This is a genomic window from Paraburkholderia flagellata, assembly GCF_021390645.1.
Taxonomy (GTDB): domain Bacteria; phylum Pseudomonadota; class Gammaproteobacteria; order Burkholderiales; family Burkholderiaceae; genus Paraburkholderia; species Paraburkholderia flagellata.
Map to the genome: position 1 here is coordinate 2,871,274 of NZ_JAJEJT010000001.1, position 24,058 is coordinate 2,895,331.

The following is a 24,058-nucleotide window of genomic DNA, read 5'->3' on the forward strand; positions in this document are numbered from 1 at the left end:
GGTGTTGATCGTGAGTGGCTGCAATCACGTGCGTGGATCAGGGCGCACGGTCCGTGCCGCTGCCGTTCGTGTCGCCCGCATCGTTCACTGCGCCGGTTTGCGGCGAAGCGCCTAGCGCACGGCCGACCGCGTCGCGGGTACGGGCGAACTCCTTCTCGAAGTCGAGGGTACGGCGGGCGGTCGACATCGCCATGATGACGTCGACGCCGTGGTCCTGACCATCCGGGCCTTTCCGGTCCTTCAACCAGAACCACAGACGCCGCTCACGCACGTAGAACATCGAGAAGATGCCGAGCACGAGCAACAGGCTGCCAAGATACACGACTTTCTTGCCTGGCGCGCGCGTCAACTGAAATACCGAAGCTTGCACCTGCTTGAATGAATCGAGCTGTAGATAGACAGGAGATCCATACAGGAAGCTGTCGGATATCGCGTTGATCGAGTCTTGTACGAAGCGCGCGGCGTCGGCGTCGGGCTTCAGGTCGGGTTCGCCGGCCTGCTCGCGCGCGAGTTGCCAGAGGTCCCACGTCGCACCCTCGAGCATGCGCAGCAGAAGGCTCGCCGCCTTTTCCTGCTGGTCCTTCGGCACCGACTTGTCGATGAATGCGGCCACGGACTGGAAGCCGCCAGCAGCGCCTGCAGCAACCGTAGCGCCTGCCTGCGGTGTGTCCGAGCCCGCGAAAAGGGTCAAGACACGCTCGGCGCTGTCTTGCAGATGCTGTTGCAAGTCTCCACTCGAAGCGGGGACTGAACGCGCGGCGAATCGCTTCGCTGCCTGCGCGCGCAAGGCGGGGTCCTCGAAGGCCGCGCGCAGCATCATCCACTCTTTCGGCGTGCCGCCGCTGTCGGCGGGAATGCGCAGGTAGCGGAACGGATCGTCGGGATTCTCGCGCATGCCGGCGAGGAACATGCGGTCGCCTCCGCCCACGTCCACGGGCAGCATGTAGTTGTTGTACTCGCGCGCCTGGCCGTCTTTGTCGCGCACCTTGTACTGCACCGAAGGGCCGACGTTGTGCAGGTCGAGCGGCTTCGAGCTCTTCGCGCCGGACCCGAGACGCTCGTCGAACGCTTCCTTGAGCGACTGGTGCGCCACGCCGCGCGCGTCGTTCGCGCCACTGCCGTTCGAGATGTTTTCGACGTTGATCGCACGGAAGTCCGCGAATTCGATGGTTTGTCCGTCCACGCCGGGCACCGTCTGGCCCGCGGGCACCGCGAGGGGCGCCGAATTGCCGATCGTGCCGCCAAACGGGAAGTTCTTCGCGCTTGCGCCGGACATGGGCCACGCCGTCATCGACATCTGCGAGCCGCCGTCCTGGAAGCTCGACTGGTAGATCGACACGCCGTCGTACTCGAATGGCTCGTTCACCTCGATGCGCGCAGGAATGCGCTGACCCGTCTTGTGGTCGATCACGACGATGTCGCTCGCAAAGAGCTTGGGCATGCCGGTCGAGTAGTAATCGACGATGAACTTGTTGAGCTGGATGGAGAACGGCAGGTCCTGGATCAGCGAGCCGTCGGGCTGGTTCAGGATGGCCGTGGAAACGAACTGGCCCTCCGGCACCCAGGCGTAGCCGCGGAAGGTCGGGTTCGACTGCGAGAGCCGATGCTCAGGCGGTATGTCGTTGATGACCGCATTGCTGCGAATGGGCGTCTTGTCGAAGAGCCACATCTGGAATTTGATCGGCAGATTGCTGTCGAGCAGGCCGCCGAGGCAGATGATCACGATCGCCAGGTGCGCGAAGATGTAGCCGATCTTTGTGAGCGCGCCGCGCTTGGCCGCGATGAGCGTGGCGCCGTCGGACTCGCGCGTCACGAACCGGTAGCCCATGCGCCCGGCCAGCTTGCCCAGCGTCGCAGCCGTTTGCTCGCGCGTGCCGCCCTCCACTGCGAACTCGCCCTTGTGATGGAACGCGCGCAAGCTGCCTTCGCGGACCTTGTCCTTCCAGCTCTTCATGTCCGCGAGCATCTTCGGCGCATTGCGGATCACGCACAGCGAGACCGACACGACGAGAAAGCCGAGGATCGTCATGAACCACCACGCGCTGTAGACCGTGTAGAGGCTCAGCGAGCGGAAGATGTCGGCCCAGAAGGGGCCAAACTGGTTGACGTAGTTCGGATACGGGTCGTCCTGCGTGAGCACCGTGCCGATGATGCTCGCAATGGCGAGCACGACGAGCAACGAAATCGCGAAACGCATCGAACTGATCAGTTCGACGGCGCTCTTCACCGCCTTCTGGCGAACATTCAACTGCAAACCCTGCGTGGTGACGCTCATTCAAACTCCGCTTCTTCACTCGTGCTGGCTTCTTGCCGATCCGGCGTTACAGCAAAAAAGGGTGCAGGCGCGCCGTCAGCGTGACGACGCCCTCACCCTTTTCTTGTTTTTCGGCCAGCCGCTCGATCAAACACGCGGCAGGCCCACTACGCTCAATGCAGGCCGGCGGCGTAATCGGCGACGGCCTTGATCTCGTCGTCCGAGAGCCGGTGCGCGATGGTGCGCATCGGATCGTTGTTGTTACGCGTACCCTGCTGGAAGGCGTTGAGCTGTGCAACGACATATTCCGACCACTGGCCCGAGAGGCGCGGATACTGGATCGGAATGCCCTGGCCCGTGGGTCCGTGGCAGGCCGCGCAAGCCGGCACGCCCCTGTCGGCGATACCGCCGCGCCAGATCGACTCGCCGAACGGCACTGTTTTCGCGTCGCGCGCGTAGCCGGGTTTGGGTGTCTGCGAGGCGAACCAGGCTGCGACGTTGATCATATCCTGGTCTGACAGCGCCGCAGCGAAGCCCGTCATGATCGGGTTCGCGCGCGCCGCTGGCTTGCCACCGGGCTGCGGTTTGAAGTCCTTGAGTTGCTTGACTAGATAGTCGGCGTGCTGGCCGGCAAGCTTGGGATAAGCGCCGCCGGTGCTGTTGCCGTCGGCCGCGTGACAGGCCGCGCACACTTGTGCGGCAATGACTTGCCCCCGGGCGACGTCGGGCTTGGCCGGCGTTCCCTGATCCGCCGCACTTGCCTGCCCCGCCATCATGAATAAACTTGCTGTAAGACCTGACGCTATCGCACTCTCGAACACCTTCAAGCACTTGCCCAGTCGATTCATTCGCGCACCTTGTTTCGTCTTGTGGGAATCAGGTTCTGCAATGGACGACAGCGACCGATCTACCTCGAAAGGCCCGCGCTGGCCTCACTGGTATTCAGTAAACCATCGCATTGTACAATAGCGCGCAAGGCAGCACCGCGCCAGTCGGGCCTGCCCCCGATATCCCAGATTCCCTCCCGGGCGCTTCCGGGCCCGGCGGGCCACCCGCCGCGTTGTTTCATATTGTGGTCCCTTTCCGATGGCCTTCCTGCTGCACCAAGCCCGCTTCTTCACGACGGTGAATCATCTGCGCGACCTGCCCGCTACGGCGCGGCCCGAGGTCGCGTTCGCCGGCCGCTCGAACGCCGGCAAATCCACCGCCATCAACCTGTTGTGCAATCAGAAACGGCTCGCCTTCGCCTCGAAGACGCCGGGCCGCACCCAGCATATCAACTACTTCTCCGTCGGCCCCGCCGACGAACCCGCGGGCTATCTCGTCGACCTGCCCGGCTACGGCTATGCCGAAGTGCCGGCCGCCGCGAAGGCGCACTGGGAGCAGTTGCTCTCACTCTATCTGCAATCGCGCGCCCAGCTCTCGGGCCTCATCCTGATGATGGACGCCCGCCGCCCGCTCACCGACCTCGACCGCCGCATGGTCGAATGGTTTGCGCCAACGGGCAAGCCAATCCACGCACTCCTCACGAAGTGCGACAAATTGACGCGTCAGGAAAGCGTGCTCGCGCTGCGCACGGCGAACAAGGCGTTCGACGAATACAGCAAGCAAGGTTATGAAGGGAAGCTGAGCGCCCAGCTTTTTTCGGCGCTCAAGCGCGTGGGGCTCGACGAGGCGCACGCAGTGATCGAGAGCTGGATCGTGCCGCAGGAATCCATCGGCGAGACCGACACGCAAGCGGATTAACGCCACGCTGGCCAGTCGCTTAAGGCAGGCCCTCAGCCGTCTAAAAGTCCACACTGTTGGGCTTTTCATGCGCTTTCATCAGATCTTTTCGCGAGGCAGGCGAGGCGTTCCCCGCGCTATGTGCGTTACCGCACACAGGCCATACCGACGCCAATCGCAAGCGCCCTTTTCGGTCTGCGCCGCGGGGCCTTGCTACGCCATTTCCGGCGCACATAAAAAAACCCGCCGTGATTTCCGGCGGGTTAAACAGCCTTATCGAAAAACGACAGGCACCCGCTCAGGGAGGAGAAGCGGGGAGCTCGGCGCCAGGCGCCTCGCTCGATCGGTATGATATACCATTGTCCCGAAAAGTTTCCTACGCTCCGGGACCCATCCCGTTTCAAGATATCCGCCGACATGAGCTTCTATCCGCATCATCGTCCGCGCCGCATGCGACGTGACGATTTCTCGCGCCGTCTGATGCGCGAAAACCTCCTCACCACGAACGATCTGATCTACCCCGTATTCGTCATTGCGGGCAACAACGTGCGCGAAGCCGTGCCGTCTATGCCCGGCGTCGAACGCGTGTCGATCGATCTGCTGATGGGCGTTGCCGAGCAGTGCGTCGAACTTGGCATTCCCGTGCTTTCGCTCTTCCCCGTTGTCGATCCGGCGCTCAAGACGCCCGATGGCATCGAGGCGACGAACCCCGACGGCGTGATTCCGCGCGCCGTACGCGAGTTGAAGAAGCGCTTCCCCGACCTCGGCGTGCTTTGCGACGTCGCGCTCGACCCGTACACGAGTCACGGTCAGGACGGCGTGCTCGACGAAAACGGCTACGTCATCAACGACGAAACCATCGAGATTCTCGTCGCGCAGGCGCGCGCGCAGGCCGAAGCGGGTGTCGATATCGTCGCGCCTTCGGACATGATGGACGGCCGTATCGGCGCGATCCGCGAGATGCTCGAGAGCGAGAATCACATCCACACGCGCATCATGGCGTACTCGGCCAAGTACGCTTCGGCGTTCTACGGACCGTTCCGCGACGCCGTGGGTTCGGCGTCGAATCTGGGCAAGGGCAACAAGATGACCTACCAGATGGACCCGTCCAACTCCGACGAAGCGTTGCGTGAAGTGCGCCTCGACATCGAGGAAGGTGCCGACATGGTGATGGTGAAGCCCGGCATGCCGTACCTCGACATCGTGCGCCGCGTGAAGGACGAATTCCGCTTTCCGACCTACGTGTACCAGGTGAGCGGCGAGTATGCCATGCTCAAGGCTGCCGCGCAGAACGGCTGGCTCGACCACGACAAGGTGATGATGGAATCACTGCTCGCGTTCAAGCGCGCGGGCGCCGACGGCATCCTCACGTATTTCGCGCTCGACGCCGCACGTTTGCTGCGCGCACAGAAGTAGGCGCCGCGCACATCGAATGAAAAAAGGCACGTCTGCGGACGTGCCTTTTTGTTTTTGGCGAATGCGCGATACCGCCTATCAGGCCGATGGCGCTGCCTGCGTCTGCGGCGCCGGCGCCGTCAAGCGATCGAGGCGTGCGAGGAAGCGGTTGGCGTTCTCGTAGCCGACCACGCGCAGCACTTCGTGACCCTGCATATCAAAGAAGATGATGCCAGGGGGTCCGAAGAGTCCAAAGCGCTTGAGCAGCGCCTGGTCGTCGGAATTGTTGGCCGTCACGTCGGCGCGCAACAGGCCCAACTCCGCGAGACGCGCCTGCACGCGCGGGTCGCTGAACGTGAACTTCTCCATCTCCTTGCAGCTCACGCACCAGTCGGCGTAGAAGTCGAGCATCGACGGCTTGCCTGCCGTCTTGAGCGCCGCGTCGAGTTGCGCCGGCGAGCGCACGGGTGCAAAGACCAACGCGTTCGCTTCGCCTGCGCCGGCGGAGTGCGCCGCGCCTGCTGCGCCAACATCGCGCGCGGCGAGCACCGCAAGCGGACGCAGTGGATCCGTCGAACCCGCCGCGAGCCCCACGATCAGCGTCGCCGCCCAGATCGCGAATGCGGCGCCGAGACCACGCCCGAGGCGACGCCAGACGTTGGCCGCACCCGCGTTCGGCGTGAAAAGGCCAAGCGCGGCGGCCGCGAGCAGCAGCCAGAGGGCCGAGAGCAGCATCTGCGCTGTAGCGCCGAGCACCGGCCAGACGATCCACAGCGCAGCCGCCAGCAGTACGACGCCGAAGAATACCTTCACGCCATCCATCCACGCGCCCGCACGAGGCAGCAGCGAGCTCGCGCCGAGGCCGAGGATCATCAGCGGTACGCCAAGGCCTAAGCCCATCGCAAAGAGCGCTGCGCCGCCCAGCACGGCGTTGCCCGTGTGCGCGATGAACGCGAGCACCGCGAAAAGCGGCGCGGTCATACAGGCGCCCACCACGAGCGCGGAAAGCGCGCCCATCACGGCGACTGCGGCAAATTTGCCGCCGGAACGGCTCTGCGTGGCGCGCGAGGCGCCATCCTGCCAGCGCTGCGGCAGCGCGACGTCGTAGCCAGCGATCAACATGACGGCGAACGCGGTGAGGAGCACCGCGAACACACCGAGCACCCACGGATTCTGCAGCCACGCGCCAAGGCTCTGGCCGACCAGCGCAGCGGCAATGCCCAGCACCGTGTAGACGAGCGCCATGCCGAGCACATACACGAACGAGAGCGCGAAGCCGCGCGAGCGCGTGACGCGGGCGCCCTCACCGACGATGATCGCCGAGAGGATCGGGATCATCGGGTACGAGCAGGGCAAGAGGCTCAGCACCATGCCGGCCACGAAGTACAGACCGACCACGGCGAAAAAGCCACCGCCTTGCAGCAGCGACTGCGCGTAGTCGGCGCTCGTGGCGCGCTCGTACCAGGGCTCCTCGGTGTCGCCGGCAGCGGGCGCCGCGCTGGATTGTGGTAGAGGCGTGGGCGTCGAGCCCGCCGCGCCCGGGACGGCGCTCTGGCCGGCCGTAGCGGCCTGCAAGGCCGCGCCACTCACGTGATACACGTGCTCCGCAGGCGGATAACAGATGCCGGCATCGGCGCAGCCCTGCGATGTCACCGCTAGATCGAAAGGACCGCTCGCCTTCTGCACCGGGACGCGGATCGTCAGTTCGCCACGATAGGTTTCGACATTCTTCTGGAAGGTCTGATCGAACTTGACGTGGCCGGGCGGGATCTGCGCCTCGCCCAGTTGCGACGTACCGTTGCGCGTTGCGAAAGCGAAGCGCTCGCGATACATGTAGTAGCCGTCCGCGATCTTGAAATGCACGTCGACCATCCCCGGCGCTTCGCTCGCGCTGAAGGTGAAGGCCTGGTCGGGCGGCAGAAAGTCATCGTCGGCGGCGCGCGCGAGTGAAGTGCCGAACAGCAGGGACAGCACGCAGCAGACGAGCAGAAGGAAGCCGGAAATCGGAACGTACGGCGCGACGCGGGCGCGCCGATCGAAGCGGTTAGACATGTAGGGTGCGCTGAGTCTCGGCATTGACCCATTGGCCGTAGGCGCTCGACGCCGTGGCTTGCCACGAGAGAATCTCGGGCGTTTCGTAGGGGTGCTGGGTCTGGATGAACGTTTCGAGCTCGGCCGCGCGGGCAAGGCTCGTCTTGAAGAGCAGCTGAATCTCATTGCCCGACTCGATGCTGCCCTGCCAGTGATACTGCGAATGCACGGCGCCAAGGCGCGTCACGCACGCAGCGAGGCGCTGCGCGAGCGCTCCAGAGGCGAGCTTTTCGGCGGTGCCCTCGTCGGGCACCGTGGTCAGCATCAAGGTCACATTGAGGGTCACGACGAACTCCGGCGTAACGCCCGCGTGCGGCAGCACAAACGGGCTTTGAGGCAGAGCGTTATCGTACCATCGGCACCGATTGCCTACTGTCGGGTACCGTGCGGCACAAAGGGGCTGCCACCGGTAAACGCGATCAGGCTCACTTTAATCCGCGCCCCAAAACAAAAAAGCCAGGCTAGGCCTGGCTTTTTTGCATGCCGCTCAGTGTGATACTGAGCGACTGAAAGCTTATTCCGCTTCCTGGACGTTCTCGTCCGCGACTTCCGGACGGTCGAGCAGTTCGACCAGTGCCATCGGTGCGTTGTCGCCAACACGGAAACCGAACTTCAGGATACGCAGGTAGCCGCCCGGACGGTTCGCGAAACGCGGACCGAGCACGTCGAACAGCTTCGTGACCGAGTCACGATCGCGCAGGCGGTTGAACGCCAGACGACGGTTTGCGAGCGACGGCTTCTTGCCCAGCGTGATGAGGGGCTCGACAACCTTACGGAGTTCCTTCGCCTTCGGCAGCGTCGTCTTGATGACTTCGTGCTCGATCAGCGAGTTGGACATGTTACGGAGCATTGCCAGACGGTGGCTGCTCGTGCGGTTCAGTTTCCGCAGACCATGACGGTGACGCATTTCAATTTCCTTGAAACAAAGTTTTGGTCCAGCTCTTCTATCGCTTCGCGGGTTTGGTAACCCCGACCGAAGCACGGGCCGGTACGTGAAAAAGGCAAGACGCGGATTTTAAAGGAAAATCCGCGTCCGCGCCACATTACTTACTTGTCGAGACCAGCCGGCGGCCAGTTTTCGAGCTTCATGCCGAGCGTGAGACCGCGCGAAGCGAGCACTTCCTTGATCTCGTTGAGCGACTTGCGACCCAGGTTCGGGGTCTTGAGCAGCTCGTTCTCGGTGCGCTGGATCAGATCGCCGATGTAGTAGATGTTCTCGGCCTTCAGGCAGTTCGCCGAGCGAACCGTGAGTTCGAGATCGTCCACCGGACGCAGCAGGATCGGGTCAATCTGCGGTGCGCGCGACGGCGCTTCCGCGGCCGTTTCCGTGCCTTCCAGAGCAGCGAACACCGACAGCTGATCTACGAGGATGCGCGCCGACTGGCGGATCGCTTCCTCAGGCGAGATCACGCCGTTGGTTTCGATGTTCATCACGAGCTTATCGAGGTCGGTACGCTGCTCAACGCGAGCGCTTTCCACGGCGTAGCTCACACGGCGAACCGGCGAGAACGACGCGTCCAGCACGATGCGGCCGATGATCTTGGCCGACTCGTCGCCGTAACGGCGCACGTTGCCCGGCACGTAGCCGCGGCCCTTCTCGATCTTGATCTGCACGTCGAGCTTGCCGCCCTTCGTCAGATGCGCAACCACGTGTTCCGGGTTGATCACTTCGCAGTCGTGCGAGAGTTCGATGTCGCCAGCGGTGACAACGCCTTCGCCTTCCTTGCGCAGCGTAACCGTCACTTCGTCACGGTTATGCAGCTTGAAAACGACACCCTTCAGGTTCAGCAGCAGGTTGACCACATCCTCTTGCACACCATCGAGCGTCGAGTATTCGTGCACGACGCCTGCGATCGTCACTTCGGTCGGCGCGTAGCCCACCATCGACGACAGCAGCACGCGCCGGAGCGCGTTACCCAAGGTGTGGCCATAACCGCGTTCGAACGGCTCCATGACCACTTTCGCGTGGTTGTCGCCGAGCGATTCCACAGCGATGATCTTGGGTTTCAACAAACTGGTTTGCATAGGTTTTCCTTTTCAATACCCTCGGCTCGTTACACCGATAAGGCTGAGATGGCAACAACCTGAAAAAAACGGCCGAGGCCGCCTCCTGCGCGAAGCACAGAGGTTACCCCGGCCGTCAATCCGATTACCGCGAATACAATTCGACGATCAGGCTTTCGTTGATGTCGCCAGCGATGTCGCTGCGCTCAGGCATGCTCTTGAACGTGCCTTCGAACTTCTTCGCGTCGACCGACACCCAACCCGCCAAGCCGCCTTGCTCTGCGAGCGAGAGGGCTTCGACGATACGCGCCTGCTTCTTCGCCTTTTCGCGAATCGCGACGACGTCGCCAGCCTTCACTTGCATCGACGGGATGTTCGCGACGACGCCGTTCAGCGTGAGAGCCTTGTGGCTCACGAGCTGGCGCGCTTCGGCGCGGGTCGATGCGAAGCCCATGCGGTACACGACGTTGTCGAGACGCGATTCGAGCAGTTGCAGCAGGTTTTCGCCGGTGTTGCCCTTGATACGGTCAGCTTCCGCGAAATAGCGGCGGAACTGGCGCTCGAGCACGCCGTAGATGCGCTTCACTTTCTGCTTTTCGCGAAGCTGCGTGCCGTAGTCGGACGTACGGGCGCCCGAAGTGCGGCCGTGCTGACCCGGCTTGCTGTCGAGCTTGCACTTGTCGGCGAGCGAGCGGCGTGCGCTCTTCAGGAAGAGGTCGGTGCCTTCACGGCGGGACAGCTTGGCCTTCGGGCCGATATAACGTGCCACGTTGCTTTCCTTCGATAATTGATCACGCGAAACCTTGGGGGGAAAACCCGCGGTATCACGCTAGTCCGGCCCTTTGGACCGAACGGTGGGCTTAGTCAATTCAATAACGCCGAGAGCCTGGGTCGCCGTTTCCGGCGGCTCAGGCGTTCGGCTCAAACGACGCCTTAGATACGGCGGCGCTTCGGCGGACGGCAGCCGTTGTGCGGGACCGGCGTCACGTCGGAGATCGCGGTGATCTTGATGCCAAGACCATGCAGCGCGCGCACCGCCGATTCGCGGCCAGGACCGGGGCCCTTGATCCGCACTTCGAGGTTCTTCACGCCGTATTCCATCGCCACGCGACCAGCCGACTCGGCTGCGACCTGAGCTGCGAAGGGGGTCGACTTACGCGAACCCTTGAAGCCCTGACCACCCGAGGTTGCCCAGGCAAGCGCGTTGCCTTGACGATCGGTGATCGTGATGATGGTGTTGTTGAACGACGCGTGAACGTGAACCACGCCCTCGGCGACGTTCTTCTTTACCTTCTTGCGAACGCGTTGCGCCGCGGAGTTGTTCGAAGCCTTAGCCATTACGTTTTCCTGTAACTTTCAGTTCCGCTTACTTCTTCAGCGACTGTGCTGCGCGGCGCGGACCCTTACGCGTACGTGCGTTGGTACGCGTACGCTGGCCACGCAGGGGCAGGCCCTTGCGATGGCGCACGCCGCGGTAGCAGCCGAGGTCCATCAGGCGCTTGATGTTCATCGTCACTTCACGGCGGAGATCGCCTTCGACGACAAACTTGCCCACTTCCTCACGCAGCTTTTCCAGATCCGCGTCGTTCAGGTCCTTGACCTTCTTGTTGAACGGCACACCGGCGGCCACGCAGATGTTGCGCGAACGCGTGCGGCCAACACCGAAAATTGCCGTCAGGCCGATTTCAGTGTGCTGGTGGTTCGGGATGTTAACCCCTGCAATACGAGCCATTGTTTTTCCTCAAACAAAAAGCGCAAGCGCGCTAATCAGCCTTGGCGCTGCTTGTGGCGCGGGTCCGAGCTGCAGATCACGCGAACGACGCCGTTGCGCTTGATGATTTTGCAGTTGCGGCAAATGCGCTTTACCGATGCCATCACTTTCATGATATTACCCTTTTTCCTAAATCACTTCGCCCGGAACACGATCCGCGCACGCGACAGATCGTAAGGCGTCAACTCAACCGTCACCTTGTCGCCCGGGAGAATGCGGATGTAGTGCATCCGCATCTTTCCGGAAATATGTCCCAGAACGACATGGCCGTTTTCCAGCTTCACCCGGAAGGTTGCGTTGGGGAGGTTTTCGATCACCTCGCCTTGCATCTGGATTACATCGTCTTTGGCCATAGGTCCTTTTAACGCATCGGGACGCCGCCGCCCTTGAAGTTGGCCTTCTTGAGCAGCGATTCATATTGTTGCGACATCACGTACGACTGCACCTGCGCCATGAAGTCCATTGTGACGACGACAATGATCAGCAGCGACGTTCCACCAAAATAAAACGGCACATTCCAGCGCAGCACCAGAAACTCCGGCAGCAGGCAAACGAACACGATATAGATCGCACCGGCCAGCGTCAGACGCGTGAGGATGCGGTCGATATAGCGTGCCGTCTGATCGCCCGGGCGGATGCCAGGTACGAACGCGCCACTCTTTTTCAGGTTGTCGGCCGTTTCCCTGCTGTTGAACACCAGTGCGGTGTAGAAGAAGCAGAAGAAGACGATCGCCAACGCGTACAGCAACACGTACACGGGTTGGCCAGGCTTGAGGGCTTCGGCCACATTGTGCAGCGTGTCCGCAAACCAGCCGGTCCGCGAACCCGAACTGAACCAGTTCAGGATAGTTGCCGGGAACAGGATGATCGACGACGCGAAGATCGGCGGAATCACACCCGACATGTTCAACTTGAGCGGCAGGTGGGACGACTGCCCGCCGTAAATCTTGTTACCGACCTGACGCTTCGCATAGTTCACGAGGATCTTGCGCTGGCCGCGTTCGATGAACACCACCAGGTACGTCACGGCTGCGATCAGAACGACCACGATGATCGCCGAGATGATGCTCATCGAGCCGGTGCGAACCAGTTCGAAAAGCCCACCGAGCGCATTCGGGAAGCCTGCCGCGATCCCGCCGAAGATGATGATCGAGATACCGTTGCCAAGCCCGCGTTCCGTGATCTGCTCACCAAGCCACATCAGGAACATCGTGCCCGTTACGAGCGTCACGACCGTCGTCAAGCGGAACACCATGCCCGGATCGATCACGAGGCCAGGCTGGTTTTCCAGCGCGACCGCGATGCCGAACGCCTGAAACGTCGCCAGCACCACCGTGAAGATCCGCGTGTACTGCGTGATCTTGCGTTGTCCAGCCTGCCCTTCTTTCTTCAGCGCTTCCAGCTGCGGCGAAACAATCGCCATCAGCTGCAGGATGATCGACGCCGAAATATACGGCATCACACCCAGCGCGAAGATCGTGAACCGCGACAGCGCGCCACCCGAGAACATGTTGAACATGCCAAGGATGCCGCCCGACTGGCTCTGAAAGAGCTTGGCCAGCTGGTCCGGATCGATACCCGGAACCGGAATATGCGCACCGATACGATAAACGACCAACGCCAGCAGCAGGAACACTGCACGCCGGCGCAGGTCGCCGAACTTCGGAGCGCTGCGACCGGCTTTTGCGAGACTCGGGCTGTTAGCCAAGTAGCTTCTCCGATGCAGATGCTAGTGACGGCGGGCAAGCCCGCGCGCACCACTCACAATCACTCGGCAAAAGAACCGCCTGCTGCTTCAATCGCAGCACGCGCATTCTTCGTCGCACCCAGACCCTTCACGACGACCTTGCGCTTGATCTCGCCGGTAGCGATGATCTTCGCGCTGCGGGTCAGTTCGCCCACGAGGCCTGCCTGCTTGAGAGCCAGCAGATCGATTTCGTCGACCGGCAGCTTCTCGATGTCGGCGAGGCGCACTTCACCAACGAATTCCTTCGTCAGCGAGGTGAAGCCACGCTTCGGCAGACGACGCTGCAGCGGCATTTGACCGCCTTCGAAGCCAACCTTGTGGAAGCCGCCCGAACGCGATTTCTGACCCTTGTGACCACGGCCAGCGGTCTTGCCGAGGCCAGAGCCGATGCCGCGACCGACGCGACGCTTTGCGTGCTTCGCGCCTTCTGCCGGCTTCAGGTTATTCAATTCCATTTCAAACTCCTGGAGTCTTTGGTCGACCGCTTAGCCGATGACCTTAACGAGGTACGAGACCTTGTTGATCATGCCGCGCACAGCCGGCGTGTCCTGCAGCTCGGAGACCGAGTTCAGGCGGCGCAGGCCGAGACCGCGCACGGTGGCACGGTGCGTTTCGCGGGTCCCAATCAGGCTCTTGACGAGCTGAACCTTGACAGTTTTTTCAGACATGGTGCCCACCCTTAGCCCAGAATGTCTTCGACGGACTTGCCGCGCTTCGCTGCGATGTCAGCCGGGGTCGACTGCTTGCGCAGGCCGTCCAGCGTGGCACGAACGAGGTTGTACGGGTTCGTCGAACCGTGGCTCTTGGCCACGACGTTCTGCACGCCCATCACGTCGAACACTGCGCGCATCGGGCCGCCGGCGATCACGCCCGTACCTGCCTTCGCCGGAGCGAGGAGGACGACCGATGCGCCGTGCTTGCCGTGCACTTCGTGTTGCAGGGTGCCGTTCTTCAGGGGCACCTTGAACATGTTGCGGCGAGCTTGTTCCATCGCCTTCTGGACAGCAACGGGCACTTCCTTCGACTTGCCCTTGCCCATACCGACGCGGCCATCACCATCGCCAACCACGGTCAGTGCGGCGAAGCCGAGAATACGGCCACCCTTCACGACCTTGGTCACGCGATTGACCGAAATCATTTTTTCGCGAAGGCCGTCGTCGCGTTCGTCAGCCTGAACTTTCGCTTGCATCTTTGCCATGACGAATTCCTTCCTTAGAACTTGAGCCCGGCTTCGCGCGCAGCATCAGCCAGCGCCTTGACGCGGCCGTGATAGCGGAAACCCGAGCGGTCAAAGGCGACGGATTCGATGCCGGCGGCCTTAGCCTTTTCTGCAATACGCTTGCCGATCAGCGAGGCAGCGGCGACGTTGCCGCCCTTGCCCGACTGGTCAGCCAGTTGCGCACGCACTTCAGCTTCAAGCGTCGACGCGCTGGCCAGCACCTTGGTGCCGCAGGGCGAGAACACTTGCGCATAGATGTGCGTGTTCGTGCGATGCACGGCCAGACGCGCGACCTGCAGCTCAGCGATCTTGAGACGCGTCTGACGAGCGCGGCGCAGGCGAGATTGAGTCTTATCCATGATTGCGCACCCTTACTTCTTCTTCGTTTCTTTGAGGATCACAACCTCGTCGGCGTAACGCACACCCTTGCCCTTGTAGGGCTCCGGCGGGCGATAACCGCGCACTTCTGCAGCGGTTTGGCCGACTTTTTGCTTGTCGATCCCCTTGATCACGATTTCCGTTTGCGACGGGGTTTCAGCCTTGACGCCTTCCGGCATCTGGTGCACCACGGGGTGCGAGAAACCCAGCGACAGGTTCAGCTTGTCGCCTTGCGCTTGAGCACGGTAACCGACGCCAACCAGCGTCAGCTTGCGCTCAAAACCCTTCGTCACGCCTTGCACCATGTTCGCGACGATCGCGCGCATCGTGCCCGACATTGCGTTGGCTTCGCGGCTGTCGTCGGTCGGCTCAAACTTGAGCGTGCCGTTGTCGTTCACGACCTTGACGAGGCGGTTCGCAGCTTGCGAAATCGTACCCAGCGCGCCCTTGACGGTAATCTTCTCGTCGCTGAGCGTCGCTTCTGCGCCTTGCAGCGCGACCGGGCTCTTACCTACTCGAGACATGTTTCTTCTCCTTAGGCCTTAAGCGACGTAGCAGATAACTTCGCCGCCGACGCCAGTAGCGCGCGCCTTGCGGTCCGTCATCACACCCTTGGGCGTCGAGACGATCGCAACACCCAAGCCATTCATGACTTGCGGGATGTCGTTGCGGCCGCGGTACACGCGCAGACCCGGCTTCGAGACGCGTTCGATGCGCTCGATAACGGGACGGCCAGCGTAGTACTTCAACGCGATGTTCAATTCCGACTTCGCACCTTCGGTTTTCACCGCGAAGTCGTCGATATAACCTTCGTCCTTCAGAACCTGCGCAATCGCAATCTTCACTTTCGACGAGGGCATAGCAACCGAAACCTTCTCGACCATCTGCGCATTGCGGATGCGAGTCAGCATATCGGCGATAGGATCACTCATGCTCATTTATGTTTCTCCTATTACCAGCTCGCCTTGGTGATGCCAGGGATCTCACCACGGAACGCGATTTCACGAATCTTGTTACGTGCGAGACCGAATTTGCGGAACGTGCCACGCGGACGACCCGTGATCGCGCAGCGGTTACGCTTGCGGGTCGGGTTCGAGTTGCGGGGCAGTTGTTGCAGTTCGAGGCGAGCTGCGTAGCGCTCTTCTTCCGACTTGCTTTGGTCGTCGATGATCGCCTTCAGCGATGCGCGCTTGGGCGCAAATTTCGCTGCCAGACGAGCGCGCTTCTTTTCACGTTCGATCAGTGCCAGTTTAGCCACGGTAACCTCAGTTTCTGAACGGGAACTTGAAGCCGGCGAGCAGTGCCTTTGCTTCTTCGTCGGTCTTCGCGGTCGTCGTGATGCTGATATTCAGCCCACGCAGCGCGTCGATCTTGTCGTAGTCGATTTCGGGGAAAATGATCTGCTCTTTCACACCGATGTTGTAGTTACCACGGCCGTCGAACGCCTTGCCCGACACGCCACGGAAGTCGCGCACACGGGGCAGCGCAACCGTCACGAAACGGTCCAGGAATTCGTACATGGCATTGCCACGCAGCGTGACCATCGTGCCGATCGGGTAGCTTTCGCGGATCTTGAAACCAGCGATTGCCTTACGCGACTTCGTGATGACGGGCTTCTGGCCGGCGATCTTCGTGAGGTCGCCAACGGCGTGCTCAAGGACCTTCTTGTCAGCGACGGCTTCACCGACACCCATGTTCAGGGTGATCTTGGTGAGGCGCGGCACTTCCATGACCGACTTGTAACCGAACTTCTCGATCAGGCCAGGAACGACCTTCTCTTTATAAAATTCTTGCAAACGTGCCATTTTTTACTCCGCAGCGTCAGGCGCTCAGAACAGCACCGGTCGTCTTCAGGAAACGAACCTTCTTGTCCCCTTCGACCTTGATGCCCACGCGCGACGGCTTACCGTTCGCGTCGACCAGTGCGACGTTCGAGATAGCCACCGGCATTGCCTTGGCTTCCACGCCACCCGTCGTACCCTTCATCGGGTTCGGCTTAACATGCTTCTTCGCGATGTTGATGCCTTCGACAGTGACGCGCTCTGCGCCGATGGCCAGCACGACGCCGCGCTTGCCCTTGTCTTTGCCAGTGACGACGATGACTTCGTCACCCTTGCGAATCTTGTTCATCGCGACTCCTTACAGCACTTCCGGCGCCAGCGAAACGATCTTCATGAATCGTTCGCTACGCAGCTCACGCGTAACCGGCCCGAAAATGCGGGTGCCGATCGGCTCAAGCTTGGTATTCAAAAGCACGGCGGCGTTGCCATCGAACTTGATCAGCGAGCCGTCTTGACGGCGCACGCCCTTCGCAGTGCGAACCACAACAGCGTTGTAGATTTCGCCCTTTTTCACGCGCCCGCGCGGCGTTGCTTCCTTGACGCTCACCTTGATGATGTCGCCAATGCTGGCATAACGACGCTTCGAGCCGCCGAGCACCTTGATGCACAGAACTTCACGTGCACCCGTGTTGTCGGCTACTTCAAGCCGAGTTTCGGTCTGGATCATGGTTTATCTTTCCCAACTTAATCCGGTCGCGCCACCATGGCACATCCGGTCAGTCTTGGTCCCGTCAGCCGCGCCGCCACTAGAACGACCGCTCAGCTGCTTGGGTAAGAACAGCAGCGACGGCAAACGAAACCGGCCATCGCATTCCGGTGAATCTTGCTAACCCGGACTGGCGCCCGGATCTGCTCCCCCACCTACTTCCGCTTGCCGCTTTGCCAACAGCAAGCCCATAAAGAGGGAAGACCAAGACTATAACTCGATAATCTTGGTCTAGCAAGCGAAATCTTTAGCGATTTCAACTACTTCTACACCCCGGGAATTGGCTCCCCGGGGTGTTACGTCACGTTTTAGATGACGCGTGCTGCTTCGATCAGCTTCGACACGGTCCAGGCCTTCGTCTTCGAGAGAGGACGGGTCTCCTGGATTTCAACGAGGTCACCCTCGTTGTACGTGTTCGCTTCGTCGTGAGCGTGGTACTTCTTCGACTGCACGACGTACTTGCCGTAGATCGGGTGCTTGACGCGGCGCTCGACCAGGACGGTGACCGTCTTGTCCATCTTGTTGCTGACGACCTTGCCGACCAGCGTCCGCTTAAGCGAGGTTTTCACGCTTTCGTTCATTTCTGGTTCGCCTTCTGAGTCAGGACGGTCCGCACGCGTGCGATATCGCGACGAACCTTCTTCAGCTGGCTCGTGTTCGTGAGCTGCTGGGTCGCGAGTTGCATGCGCAGGCCGAATTGCGCCTTCAAGAGGTCCGACAGCTCTTTGTCGAGCGCGGCCTTGTCTTTCTGAAGAAGTTCAGATGCCTTCATCAATCACTCCTTAGGCGCCGAGCTGGCGAACCATGAAGACCGTCTTCAGCGGCAGCTTGGCTGCAGCCAGACGGAAGGCTTCACGGGCCAGTTCTTCGGACACACCATCCATTTCATACAGCATCTTGCCCGGCTGAATCTCGGCGACGTAGTACTCAGGGTTACCCTTACCGTTACCCATACGCACTTCCGCCGGCTTTTGCGAGATCGGCTTGTCCGGGAAGATACGGATCCAGATGCGGCCGCCACGCTTGATGTGACGCGTCATTGCACGACGCGCTGCTTCAATCTGACGCGCGGTCAGGCGACCACGACCGATAGCCTTCAGACCGTATTCACCGAACGAAACTGCGTTGCCGCGAGTTGCGACGCCGGTGTTACGACCCTTCTGCTCTTTGCGATACTTCCTGCGTTTCGGTTGCAGCATCGTTATTCTCCACTCTTGCCGTCACCACCGGCGCCACGGCGCGGTGCGCCACGACGGGCACCCGGTGCGCCTTCGCCATCACGGCGCGGACGACGATCGCCCGGGCGCGCGTTGCGGCGCGGACGCTTTTCTTCGGCGACTTCTTCCACCACCGGTGCGTCGTTGCGGCCGAGCGTGTCGCCCTTGTAGACCCAAACCTTCACGCCGATGATGCCGTACGTCGTCTTCGCTTCCGAGGTTGCGTAGTCGATGTCAGCACGCAGCGTGTGAAGCGGCACTCGACCTTCGCGGTACCACTCGGTACGTGCGATTTCGATACCGTTCAGACGGCCGGCGCTCATGATCTTGATGCCCTGGGCACCCAGACGCATCGCGTTCTGCATCGCGCGCTTCATTGCGCGACGGAACATGATGCGGCGCTCGAGCTGCTGCGTGATCGAATCGGCGATCAGTTGAGCATCGGTTTCCGGCTTGCGGATTTCTTCGATGTTCACGTGAACCGGAACGCCCATGCGCTTCTGGAGTTCGGCCTTGAGGAGTTCGATGTCCTCGCCCTTCTTGCCGATCACCACACCCGGGCGCGAGCTGTAAATCGTGATGCGAGCGTTCTTTGCCGGACGCTCGATCACAACACGGCCCACCGAAGCGTTCTTCAGCTTCTTCTTCAGGTATTCACGAACACCGATGTCTTCCTTCAACATCGCCGCGAAATTGTTGTTGTTCGCGTACCAACGCGAAGCCCAATTGCGGCTGACGGCCAAACGGAAGCCAGTCGGATGAATTTTCTGTCCCATCGTATGGCTCCTTAATTCCCGACCGTCACAGTGATGTGACAGGATTGCTTCTCGATGCGGTTGCCGCGGCCCTTGGCGCGCGCGGTGAAACGCTTCAGCGAAGCTGCCTTGTCGACGTAGATGCTCTTGATCTTGAGCTCGTCGATGTCAGCACCTTCGTTGTGTTCCGCGTTTGCGATCGCCGAGAGCACAACCTTTTTCACGATGCCAGCCGCTTTCTTCGGCGAGAACGTCAGAACGTTCAGCGCCTTGTCGACCGGCAGACCGCGGATCTGGTCAGCCACAAGGCGCGTTTTCTGCGCCGAGATGCGGGCACCGCGATGAATTGCCTTCACTTCCATCTTGATTGCCCCTTATTTCTTGGCCTTCTTGTCGGCCGCGTGACCCTTGAACGTACGGGTCAGTGCGAACTCGCCAAGCTTGTGGCCGACCATGTTTTCCGTGACATACACGGGAACGTGTTGACGGCCGTTGTGAACGGCGATCGTCAGGCCGATGAAGTCCGGCAGGATCGTCGAACGACGCGACCAGGTCTTGATCGGTTTCTTGTCGCGCGTTGCTGCAGCCGCCTCAACCTTCTTCAGCAAATGGGCGTCGCAGAACGGACCTTTCTTAATAGAACGTGCCATTGCCTACTCCTTAACGCTTGTGACGGCGCTGGACGATCATGCTCGTCGTGCGCTTGTTGCTGCGGGTGCGATAGCCCTTCGTCGGCGTGCCCCACGGGCTCACCGGGTCGCGACCAGCCGCAGTCTTGCCTTCGCCACCACCGTGCGGGTGGTCGACCGGGTTCATTGCAACGCCACGGACCGTCGGGCGGATACCGCGCCAGCGGTTCGCGCCAGCCTTACCGATTTGACGGAGGCTGTGCTCTTCGTTGCCGACTTCACCGATCGTTGCGCGGCATTCAACGTGCACGCGGCGAATTTCGCCCGAACGCAGACGAACCTGCGCGTAGACGCCTTCACGTGCCAGCAGCATTGCCGACGTGCCAGCCGAACGCGCCATTTGCGCGCCCTTGCCCGGCAGCATTTCGATGCAGTGGATCGTCGTACCGACCGGAATGTTGCGGATCGGCAGCGTGTTGCCTGCCTTGATCGGCGCTTCCGAACCCGACATCAGCGGCGTGCCAACCGTCACGCCCTTCGGCGCGATGATGTAGCGGCGCTCGCCGTCTGCGTAAAGAACCAGCGCAATGTTCGCGCTACGGTTCGGGTCATACTCGAGACGCTCCACCTTCGCGGGGATGCCATCCTTCGTACGACGGAAATCGATCACACGGTAGTGCTGCTTGTGACCGCCACCCTGGTGACGCGTCGTGATGCGACCGTTGTTGTTACGGCCAGCCGTCGAGGACTTCTTCTCGAGCAGTGCCGCGAACGGCGCGCCCTTATGGAGGTCCTTGTTGACGATCTTGACCATCGCGCGGCGACCCGGCGAGGTCGGCTTAACTTTCACGATTGCCATGATTACTTGGCCTCCGCTTCAAAGTTGATTTCCTGGCCGGGCTTCAGGCAGACATACGCCTTCTTCACGTCCTTGCGCTTGCCGTTGAAGCGGCCAAAGCGCTTGGCTTTACCCTTCTGGACCAGCACATTGACGGACTCGACTTCCACCTTGAACAGCAGCTCGACAGCAGCCTTGACTTCCTGCTTGTTCGCGTCCGGCGCGACTTCGAAGACGACTTGTTCGTTCTTCTCCGCAACCAGCGTCGCCTTTTCGGAGATCACCGGTGCGAGCAGGACCTGCATCAAACGATGATCGTTCTTGCGAATCTCGCTCATGACAGCAACTCCTCGATCTGGGCGACCGCTGCCTTCGTGATCAGGATCTTCTTGAAGTAGATCAGCGAGAGCGGGTCGGCAAAACGCGGCTCAACGACTGCCACGTGGGGCAGGTTGCGCGACGCGAGATACAGGTTCTCGTCGACCGTGTCGGTGATGACCAGCACGGATTCGAGACCCATGGCCTTGAACTTTTCGGCCAGCAGCTTCGTCTTCGGTGCTTCGAGCGAGAGCTCTTCCACGACCGAGATGCGGCCTTCGCGGGCCAGCTGCGAGAAGATCGAGCAGAGACCTGCGCGATGCATCTTCTTGTTGACCTTGTGCGAGAAGTTTTCTTCCGGCGAATTCGGGAAGATGCGACCACCGCCACGCCACAACGGGCTCGACGACATACCGGCACGAGCGCGGCCCGTACCCTTCTGACGCCACGGCTTCTTGGTGGTGTGCTTGACCTGTTCGCGGTCCTTCTGCGCGCGGTTACCGCTGCGCGCGTTCGCCTGGTAGGCGATAACGATCTGGTGGATCAGCGCTTCGTTATAGTCACGACCGAACACGACGTCCGATGCGTTGACTGCTGCGCCTTCCTGACCATTAGCGTTCAGGAGCTTCAGTTCCATTATTGCGCTCCTTTCTTGGCGCGCGCCTTGACGGCGGGCGTCACGAAAACCTTGCCGCCCTTTGCACCCGGGACAGCACCCTTGACCAGCAGCAGCTTGCGCTCTGCGTCGATACGGGCGATTTCGAGGTTCTGCACCGTCACGGTTTCGTCACCCATGTGACCGGTCATGCGCTTACCCGGGAACACGCGACCCGGATCCTGCGCCATACCGATCGAGCCCGGCACATTGTGCGAGCGCGAGTTACCGTGCGAAGCACGACCCGAAGCGAAGTTGTAACGCTTGATGGTACCGGCGTAGCCCTTACCGATCGAGGTGCCTTGCACGTCGATCTTCTGGCCTTCTTCGAAGAGTTCCACACCGATCACGGCGCCAGCGGACAGTTCGGCGGCCTTAGCGGCGTCGATCTGGAATTCCTTGAGGATTTCACCGGCTTGAACGCCAGCTTTGGCGAGATGACCTGCGAGCGGCTTCGTCACGCGCGATGCGCGGCGAGTACCGAAAGCAACCTGCACGGCCGTGTAGCCGTCGGTTTCAACAGTCTTGATCTGCGTCACGCGGTTGTCGGACACGTCCAGCACGGTCACGGGAATCGAATCCCCTTCGGCCGTGAAGATACGGGTCATGCCAACCTTGCGACCTACGAGTCCAAGGCTCATCGTTTTCTCCATTCCCGACTGCGATTGGTCGGGGCTAATTTACAAAGTACCGGCATGCTTCTCAGGGTAAAGGCCTGAAAGGGACACACCGATTTTTTGCGCGAATGCGCGAAAAGACGTCAAGTATAACGCCCTTCCTCGTTTTCCGCAAGCAATCAAAGACTTAGCGCTGTCAGAAAATCTGGACAGCGCTGGAGACTCTTACTGCAGCTTGATTTCGACGTCCACGCCAGCCGGGAGGTCCAGCTTCATCAGCGCGTCAACGGTCTTGTCCGTCGGGTCGACGATGTCCATCAGGCGCAGGTGGGTGCGGATTTCGAGCTGGTCGCGCGACGTCTTGTTGACGTGCGGCGAACGCAGAATGTCGAAACGCTGGATACGCGTCGGCAGCGGCACCGGACCGCGGACGATAGCGCCCGTGCGCTTCGCCGTATCGACGATTTCAGCGGCCGACTGGTCGATCAGACGGTAGTCGAAAGCCTTCAGGCGGATACGGATTTTTTGGTTCTGCATGATGATTCCTTGAAAAGAGCGAGGCGGACTTGCGCCGCCAGACGATATAAAGAGCGCAGGACCGCCCCGCGACAAGGCGTCGCGAGAGCGGTCCCAGGGTACATCAACTTCTACAGCGAGCCGAGTATTCTACTCGATTTACTCGATGATCTTCGCGACCACGCCGGCGCCGACGGTACGGCCACCTTCGCGGATTGCGAAGCGCAGACCTTCTTCCATCGCGATCGGAGCGATCAGCTTCACCGTGATCGACACGTTGTCGCCCGGCATGACCATTTCCTTGTCCTTCGGCAGCTCGATCGAGCCCGTCACGTCCGTCGTACGGAAGTAGAACTGCGGACGGTAGTTGTTGAAGAACGGCGTGTGACGGCCGCCTTCGTCCTTGCTCAGCACGTACACTTCAGCCGTGAAGTGCGTGTGCGGCGTGATCGAACCCGGCTTGGCCAGAACCTGGCCACGCTCCACGTCTTCACGCTTCGTGCCGCGCAGCAGGATACCAACGTTGTCGCCTGCCTGACCCTGGTCGAGCAGCTTGCGGAACATTTCCACGCCCGTGCAGGTCGTCTTCACCGTCGGCTTGATACCGACGATTTCGATTTCCTCGCCGACCTTGACGATGCCGCGCTCAACGCGACCCGTCACCACCGTGCCGCGACCCGAGATCGAGAACACGTCTTCCACCGGCATCAGGAACGCGCCATCAACCGCACGCTCCGGCGTCGGGATGTACGTGTCCAGTGCGTCGGCCAGATTCATGATCGCCACTTCACCCAGTTCGCCCTTGTCGCCTTCCAGCGCCAGCTTGGCCGAACCCTTGATGATCGGCGTGTCGTCGCCCGGGAAGTCGTACTTCGACAGGAGTTCGCGCACTTCCATTTCGACCAGCTCGAGCAGCTCGGCGTCGTCGACCATGTCGCACTTGTTCAGGAACACGATGATGTAAGGCACGCCAACCTGACGGGCGAGCAGGATGTGCTCACGCGTTTGCGGCATCGGGCCGTCAGCGGCCGAGCACACCAGGATTGCGCCGTCCATCTGCGCCGCGCCCGTGATCATGTTCTTCACGTAGTCAGCGTGGCCCGGGCAGTCGACGTGTGCGTAGTGGCGGTTAGCCGTTTCGTACTCGACGTGCGCGGTGTTGATGGTAATGCCACGCGCCTTTTCTTCCGGCGCTGCGTCGATCTGGTCGTACGCCTTCGCCTCGCCGCCGAACTTCGCGGTCAGAACCGTCGTGATCGCTGCCGTCAGCGTGGTCTTGCCGTGGTCAACGTGACCGATCGTGCCCACGTTCACGTGCGGCTTGGTCCGTTCGAATTTACCTTTTGCCATGTTTCTCTTCTTTCAAAAAAGTGGTGAATCGG

Annotated in this window: 36 protein-coding genes; 2 read left to right on the forward strand and 34 right to left on the reverse strand. The window is 61.1% G+C overall.

All coding sequences use genetic code 11. The features are described from left to right. Positions 1-37: 37 nt before the first annotated feature. Complete coding sequence (locus tag L0U83_RS12875; protein WP_233883147.1) at positions 38-2,275, reverse strand: cytochrome c biogenesis protein ResB; 2,238 nt, start codon at positions 2,273-2,275, stop codon at positions 38-40. A 152-nt stretch (positions 2,276-2,427) separates the two neighbouring features. After that, positions 2,428-3,102: a c-type cytochrome gene (locus L0U83_RS12880; protein WP_233883149.1), complete on the reverse strand. Its 675-nt coding sequence runs from the start codon at positions 3,100-3,102 to the stop codon at positions 2,428-2,430. A gap of 238 nt (positions 3,103-3,340) precedes the next feature. On the opposite strand from L0U83_RS12880, the gene yihA reads away from it, so the two are divergent. Then, entirely contained in the window at positions 3,341-4,000 is a 660-nt protein-coding gene (yihA, locus tag L0U83_RS12885) for a ribosome biogenesis GTP-binding protein YihA/YsxC (protein WP_233883154.1), read from the forward strand. A 396-nt stretch (positions 4,001-4,396) separates the two neighbouring features. Beyond that, positions 4,397-5,395, forward strand: coding sequence for a porphobilinogen synthase (gene hemB, locus L0U83_RS12890; protein WP_028206531.1), 999 nt, complete (start codon positions 4,397-4,399; stop codon positions 5,393-5,395). A gap of 78 nt (positions 5,396-5,473) precedes the next feature. On the opposite strand, the gene dsbD is transcribed toward hemB, so the two are convergent. The 32 genes from dsbD to tuf form a co-directional block, all read right to left on the reverse strand. After that, positions 5,474-7,426 carry a protein-disulfide reductase DsbD gene (gene dsbD / locus L0U83_RS12895; protein ID WP_233883156.1) on the reverse strand — a complete coding sequence of 651 codons (1,953 nt, stop codon included), beginning with the start codon at positions 7,424-7,426 and terminating at the stop codon, positions 5,474-5,476. Further along, positions 7,419-7,730: a divalent-cation tolerance protein CutA gene (gene cutA / locus L0U83_RS12900; protein ID WP_233883898.1), complete on the reverse strand. Its 312-nt coding sequence runs from the start codon at positions 7,728-7,730 to the stop codon at positions 7,419-7,421. Before cutA ends, dsbD begins: the two co-directional genes overlap by 8 nt. Positions 7,731-7,979: 249 nt before the next feature. Continuing rightward, entirely contained in the window at positions 7,980-8,372 is a 393-nt protein-coding gene (gene rplQ, locus L0U83_RS12905) for a 50S ribosomal protein L17 (protein WP_124153000.1), read from the reverse strand. Positions 8,373-8,512: 140 nt separating this feature from the next. Continuing rightward, the gene (locus L0U83_RS12910) at positions 8,513-9,490 is read right to left on the reverse strand and encodes a DNA-directed RNA polymerase subunit alpha (protein ID WP_027819335.1); all 978 of its coding nucleotides are present in this window, start codon (positions 9,488-9,490) and stop codon (positions 8,513-8,515) included. Positions 9,491-9,614: 124 nt separating this feature from the next. Continuing rightward, positions 9,615-10,238: a 30S ribosomal protein S4 gene (gene rpsD, locus L0U83_RS12915; protein WP_233883160.1), complete on the reverse strand. Its 624-nt coding sequence runs from the start codon at positions 10,236-10,238 to the stop codon at positions 9,615-9,617. A gap of 164 nt (positions 10,239-10,402) precedes the next feature. Continuing rightward, positions 10,403-10,807 carry a 30S ribosomal protein S11 gene (gene rpsK, locus L0U83_RS12920; RefSeq protein ID WP_006052224.1) on the reverse strand — a complete coding sequence of 135 codons (405 nt, stop codon included), beginning with the start codon at positions 10,805-10,807 and terminating at the stop codon, positions 10,403-10,405. Positions 10,808-10,835: 28 nt separating this feature from the next. Beyond that, on the reverse strand, positions 10,836-11,201 hold the full coding sequence (gene rpsM / locus L0U83_RS12925; RefSeq protein ID WP_028213337.1) for a 30S ribosomal protein S13: 366 nt from the start codon (positions 11,199-11,201) through the stop codon (positions 10,836-10,838). 35 nt (positions 11,202-11,236) lie between these two features. Continuing rightward, on the reverse strand, positions 11,237-11,353 hold the full coding sequence (rpmJ, locus tag L0U83_RS12930) for a 50S ribosomal protein L36 (RefSeq protein WP_027819338.1): 117 nt from the start codon (positions 11,351-11,353) through the stop codon (positions 11,237-11,239). Positions 11,354-11,374: 21 nt separating this feature from the next. Continuing rightward, the gene (gene infA, locus L0U83_RS12935; RefSeq protein ID WP_004521905.1) at positions 11,375-11,593 is read right to left on the reverse strand and encodes a translation initiation factor IF-1; all 219 of its coding nucleotides are present in this window, start codon (positions 11,591-11,593) and stop codon (positions 11,375-11,377) included. Positions 11,594-11,601: 8 nt separating this feature from the next. Beyond that, a complete protein-coding gene (gene secY, locus L0U83_RS12940) occupies positions 11,602-12,948 on the reverse strand; it encodes a preprotein translocase subunit SecY (protein ID WP_233883161.1) in 1,347 nt (448 codons plus the stop codon). 59 nt (positions 12,949-13,007) lie between these two features. After that, a complete protein-coding gene (rplO, locus tag L0U83_RS12945) occupies positions 13,008-13,442 on the reverse strand; it encodes a 50S ribosomal protein L15 (protein WP_028206523.1) in 435 nt (144 codons plus the stop codon). A 30-nt stretch (positions 13,443-13,472) separates the two neighbouring features. Further along, entirely contained in the window at positions 13,473-13,655 is a 183-nt protein-coding gene (rpmD, locus tag L0U83_RS12950) for a 50S ribosomal protein L30 (RefSeq protein WP_010106952.1), read from the reverse strand. A gap of 11 nt (positions 13,656-13,666) precedes the next feature. Next, positions 13,667-14,185, reverse strand: coding sequence for a 30S ribosomal protein S5 (gene rpsE / locus L0U83_RS12955; protein WP_028206522.1), 519 nt, complete (start codon positions 14,183-14,185; stop codon positions 13,667-13,669). Between the two features lie 14 nt (positions 14,186-14,199). Then, on the reverse strand, positions 14,200-14,565 hold the full coding sequence (gene rplR, locus L0U83_RS12960) for a 50S ribosomal protein L18 (protein WP_027819343.1): 366 nt from the start codon (positions 14,563-14,565) through the stop codon (positions 14,200-14,202). A gap of 12 nt (positions 14,566-14,577) precedes the next feature. After that, positions 14,578-15,108: a 50S ribosomal protein L6 gene (gene rplF / locus L0U83_RS12965; RefSeq protein ID WP_233883163.1), complete on the reverse strand. Its 531-nt coding sequence runs from the start codon at positions 15,106-15,108 to the stop codon at positions 14,578-14,580. An 18-nt stretch (positions 15,109-15,126) separates the two neighbouring features. Continuing rightward, positions 15,127-15,522 carry a 30S ribosomal protein S8 gene (gene rpsH / locus L0U83_RS12970; RefSeq protein WP_027819345.1) on the reverse strand — a complete coding sequence of 132 codons (396 nt, stop codon included), beginning with the start codon at positions 15,520-15,522 and terminating at the stop codon, positions 15,127-15,129. Positions 15,523-15,536: 14 nt separating this feature from the next. Continuing rightward, the gene (rpsN, locus tag L0U83_RS12975; RefSeq protein ID WP_028206520.1) at positions 15,537-15,842 is read right to left on the reverse strand and encodes a 30S ribosomal protein S14; all 306 of its coding nucleotides are present in this window, start codon (positions 15,840-15,842) and stop codon (positions 15,537-15,539) included. A 7-nt stretch (positions 15,843-15,849) separates the two neighbouring features. Next, on the reverse strand, positions 15,850-16,389 hold the full coding sequence (gene rplE / locus L0U83_RS12980) for a 50S ribosomal protein L5 (protein ID WP_028206519.1): 540 nt from the start codon (positions 16,387-16,389) through the stop codon (positions 15,850-15,852). A gap of 16 nt (positions 16,390-16,405) precedes the next feature. Then, entirely contained in the window at positions 16,406-16,714 is a 309-nt protein-coding gene (gene rplX, locus L0U83_RS12985; protein ID WP_233883165.1) for a 50S ribosomal protein L24, read from the reverse strand. 9 nt (positions 16,715-16,723) lie between these two features. Further along, entirely contained in the window at positions 16,724-17,092 is a 369-nt protein-coding gene (gene rplN, locus L0U83_RS12990; RefSeq protein WP_028206517.1) for a 50S ribosomal protein L14, read from the reverse strand. 347 nt (positions 17,093-17,439) lie between these two features. Continuing rightward, positions 17,440-17,712, reverse strand: coding sequence for a 30S ribosomal protein S17 (gene rpsQ / locus L0U83_RS12995; RefSeq protein WP_028206516.1), 273 nt, complete (start codon positions 17,710-17,712; stop codon positions 17,440-17,442). Continuing rightward, a complete protein-coding gene (gene rpmC, locus L0U83_RS13000; RefSeq protein WP_028206515.1) occupies positions 17,709-17,903 on the reverse strand; it encodes a 50S ribosomal protein L29 in 195 nt (64 codons plus the stop codon). Before rpmC ends, rpsQ begins: the two co-directional genes overlap by 4 nt. Positions 17,904-17,913: 10 nt before the next feature. Continuing rightward, positions 17,914-18,330, reverse strand: coding sequence for a 50S ribosomal protein L16 (gene rplP / locus L0U83_RS13005; protein ID WP_027797288.1), 417 nt, complete (start codon positions 18,328-18,330; stop codon positions 17,914-17,916). Between the two features lie 2 nt (positions 18,331-18,332). Then, a complete protein-coding gene (gene rpsC / locus L0U83_RS13010; RefSeq protein ID WP_027797287.1) occupies positions 18,333-19,124 on the reverse strand; it encodes a 30S ribosomal protein S3 in 792 nt (263 codons plus the stop codon). Positions 19,125-19,135: 11 nt separating this feature from the next. After that, on the reverse strand, positions 19,136-19,465 hold the full coding sequence (gene rplV, locus L0U83_RS13015; protein ID WP_004199272.1) for a 50S ribosomal protein L22: 330 nt from the start codon (positions 19,463-19,465) through the stop codon (positions 19,136-19,138). A gap of 12 nt (positions 19,466-19,477) precedes the next feature. After that, a complete protein-coding gene (rpsS, locus tag L0U83_RS13020) occupies positions 19,478-19,753 on the reverse strand; it encodes a 30S ribosomal protein S19 (protein ID WP_027797286.1) in 276 nt (91 codons plus the stop codon). 10 nt (positions 19,754-19,763) lie between these two features. Next, on the reverse strand, positions 19,764-20,591 hold the full coding sequence (gene rplB / locus L0U83_RS13025) for a 50S ribosomal protein L2 (protein WP_233883167.1): 828 nt from the start codon (positions 20,589-20,591) through the stop codon (positions 19,764-19,766). 2 nt (positions 20,592-20,593) lie between these two features. Next, positions 20,594-20,908: a 50S ribosomal protein L23 gene (gene rplW, locus L0U83_RS13030; protein WP_028206513.1), complete on the reverse strand. Its 315-nt coding sequence runs from the start codon at positions 20,906-20,908 to the stop codon at positions 20,594-20,596. Further along, the gene (rplD, locus tag L0U83_RS13035; protein WP_028206512.1) at positions 20,905-21,525 is read right to left on the reverse strand and encodes a 50S ribosomal protein L4; all 621 of its coding nucleotides are present in this window, start codon (positions 21,523-21,525) and stop codon (positions 20,905-20,907) included. The genes rplW and rplD overlap by 4 nt, the downstream gene beginning before the upstream one ends. Further along, a complete protein-coding gene (gene rplC / locus L0U83_RS13040) occupies positions 21,525-22,184 on the reverse strand; it encodes a 50S ribosomal protein L3 (protein ID WP_052406167.1) in 660 nt (219 codons plus the stop codon). The genes rplD and rplC overlap by 1 nt, the downstream gene beginning before the upstream one ends. A gap of 201 nt (positions 22,185-22,385) precedes the next feature. After that, positions 22,386-22,697, reverse strand: coding sequence for a 30S ribosomal protein S10 (gene rpsJ, locus L0U83_RS13045; protein ID WP_017777154.1), 312 nt, complete (start codon positions 22,695-22,697; stop codon positions 22,386-22,388). Positions 22,698-22,835: 138 nt separating this feature from the next. Next, positions 22,836-24,026: an elongation factor Tu gene (tuf, locus tag L0U83_RS13050; RefSeq protein ID WP_028371383.1), complete on the reverse strand. Its 1,191-nt coding sequence runs from the start codon at positions 24,024-24,026 to the stop codon at positions 22,836-22,838. Between the last annotated feature and the right edge of the window lie 32 nt (positions 24,027-24,058).

Coding starts and splice junctions, on each gene's coding strand:
- rplB (WP_233883167.1), bottom strand. CDS start 20,591: ATGGCAATCGTGAAAGTTAAGCCGACCTCGCCGGGTCGCCGCGCGATG.
- rplD (WP_028206512.1), bottom strand. CDS start 21,525: ATGGAACTGAAGCTCCTGAACGCTAATGGTCAGGAAGGCGCAGCAGTC.
- rplC (WP_052406167.1), bottom strand. CDS start 22,184: ATGAGCCTTGGACTCGTAGGTCGCAAGGTTGGCATGACCCGTATCTTC.
- L0U83_RS12875 (WP_233883147.1), bottom strand. CDS start 2,275: ATGAGCGTCACCACGCAGGGTTTGCAGTTGAATGTTCGCCAGAAGGCG.
- rplW (WP_028206513.1), bottom strand. CDS start 20,908: ATGAGCGAGATTCGCAAGAACGATCATCGTTTGATGCAGGTCCTGCTC.
- rplO (WP_028206523.1), bottom strand. CDS start 13,442: ATGGAATTGAATAACCTGAAGCCGGCAGAAGGCGCGAAGCACGCAAAG.
- L0U83_RS12910 (WP_027819335.1), bottom strand. CDS start 9,490: ATGCAAACCAGTTTGTTGAAACCCAAGATCATCGCTGTGGAATCGCTC.
- rplE (WP_028206519.1), bottom strand. CDS start 16,389: ATGGCACGTTTGCAAGAATTTTATAAAGAGAAGGTCGTTCCTGGCCTG.
- rpsH (WP_027819345.1), bottom strand. CDS start 15,522: ATGAGCATGAGTGATCCTATCGCCGATATGCTGACTCGCATCCGCAAT.
- dsbD (WP_233883156.1), bottom strand. CDS start 7,426: ATGTCTAACCGCTTCGATCGGCGCGCCCGCGTCGCGCCGTACGTTCCG.
- tuf (WP_028371383.1), bottom strand. CDS start 24,026: ATGGCAAAAGGTAAATTCGAACGGACCAAGCCGCACGTGAACGTGGGC.
- rpsC (WP_027797287.1), bottom strand. CDS start 19,124: ATGGGACAGAAAATTCATCCGACTGGCTTCCGTTTGGCCGTCAGCCGC.
- rpsJ (WP_017777154.1), bottom strand. CDS start 22,697: ATGCAGAACCAAAAAATCCGTATCCGCCTGAAGGCTTTCGACTACCGT.
- rpsK (WP_006052224.1), bottom strand. CDS start 10,807: ATGGCTAAGGCTTCGAACAACTCCGCGGCGCAACGCGTTCGCAAGAAG.
- rplN (WP_028206517.1), bottom strand. CDS start 17,092: ATGATCCAGACCGAAACTCGGCTTGAAGTAGCCGACAACACGGGTGCA.
- rplP (WP_027797288.1), bottom strand. CDS start 18,330: ATGCTGCAACCGAAACGCAGGAAGTATCGCAAAGAGCAGAAGGGTCGT.
- rpmD (WP_010106952.1), bottom strand. CDS start 13,655: ATGTCTGAAAAAACTGTCAAGGTTCAGCTCGTCAAGAGCCTGATTGGG.
- rplR (WP_027819343.1), bottom strand. CDS start 14,565: ATGGATAAGACTCAATCTCGCCTGCGCCGCGCTCGTCAGACGCGTCTC.
- rplF (WP_233883163.1), bottom strand. CDS start 15,108: ATGTCTCGAGTAGGTAAGAGCCCGGTCGCGCTGCAAGGCGCAGAAGCG.
- rplV (WP_004199272.1), bottom strand. CDS start 19,465: ATGGAAGTGAAGGCAATTCATCGCGGTGCCCGCATCTCGGCGCAGAAA.
- rpsQ (WP_028206516.1), bottom strand. CDS start 17,712: ATGAACGAAAGCGTGAAAACCTCGCTTAAGCGGACGCTGGTCGGCAAG.
- rpsE (WP_028206522.1), bottom strand. CDS start 14,185: ATGGCAAAGATGCAAGCGAAAGTTCAGGCTGACGAACGCGACGACGGC.
- rpsM (WP_028213337.1), bottom strand. CDS start 11,201: ATGGCTCGTATTGCAGGGGTTAACATCCCGAACCACCAGCACACTGAA.
- L0U83_RS12880 (WP_233883149.1), bottom strand. CDS start 3,102: ATGAATCGACTGGGCAAGTGCTTGAAGGTGTTCGAGAGTGCGATAGCG.
- yihA (WP_233883154.1), top strand. CDS start 3,341: ATGGCCTTCCTGCTGCACCAAGCCCGCTTCTTCACGACGGTGAATCAT.
- rplQ (WP_124153000.1), bottom strand. CDS start 8,372: ATGCGTCACCGTCATGGTCTGCGGAAACTGAACCGCACGAGCAGCCAC.
- rpmC (WP_028206515.1), bottom strand. CDS start 17,903: ATGAAGGCATCTGAACTTCTTCAGAAAGACAAGGCCGCGCTCGACAAA.
- rpsS (WP_027797286.1), bottom strand. CDS start 19,753: ATGGCACGTTCTATTAAGAAAGGTCCGTTCTGCGACGCCCATTTGCTG.
- rpmJ (WP_027819338.1), bottom strand. CDS start 11,353: ATGAAAGTGATGGCATCGGTAAAGCGCATTTGCCGCAACTGCAAAATC.
- rplX (WP_233883165.1), bottom strand. CDS start 16,714: ATGAACAAGATTCGCAAGGGTGACGAAGTCATCGTCGTCACTGGCAAA.
- cutA (WP_233883898.1), bottom strand. CDS start 7,730: ATGCTGACCACGGTGCCCGACGAGGGCACCGCCGAAAAGCTCGCCTCT.
- hemB (WP_028206531.1), top strand. CDS start 4,397: ATGAGCTTCTATCCGCATCATCGTCCGCGCCGCATGCGACGTGACGAT.
- infA (WP_004521905.1), bottom strand. CDS start 11,593: ATGGCCAAAGACGATGTAATCCAGATGCAAGGCGAGGTGATCGAAAAC.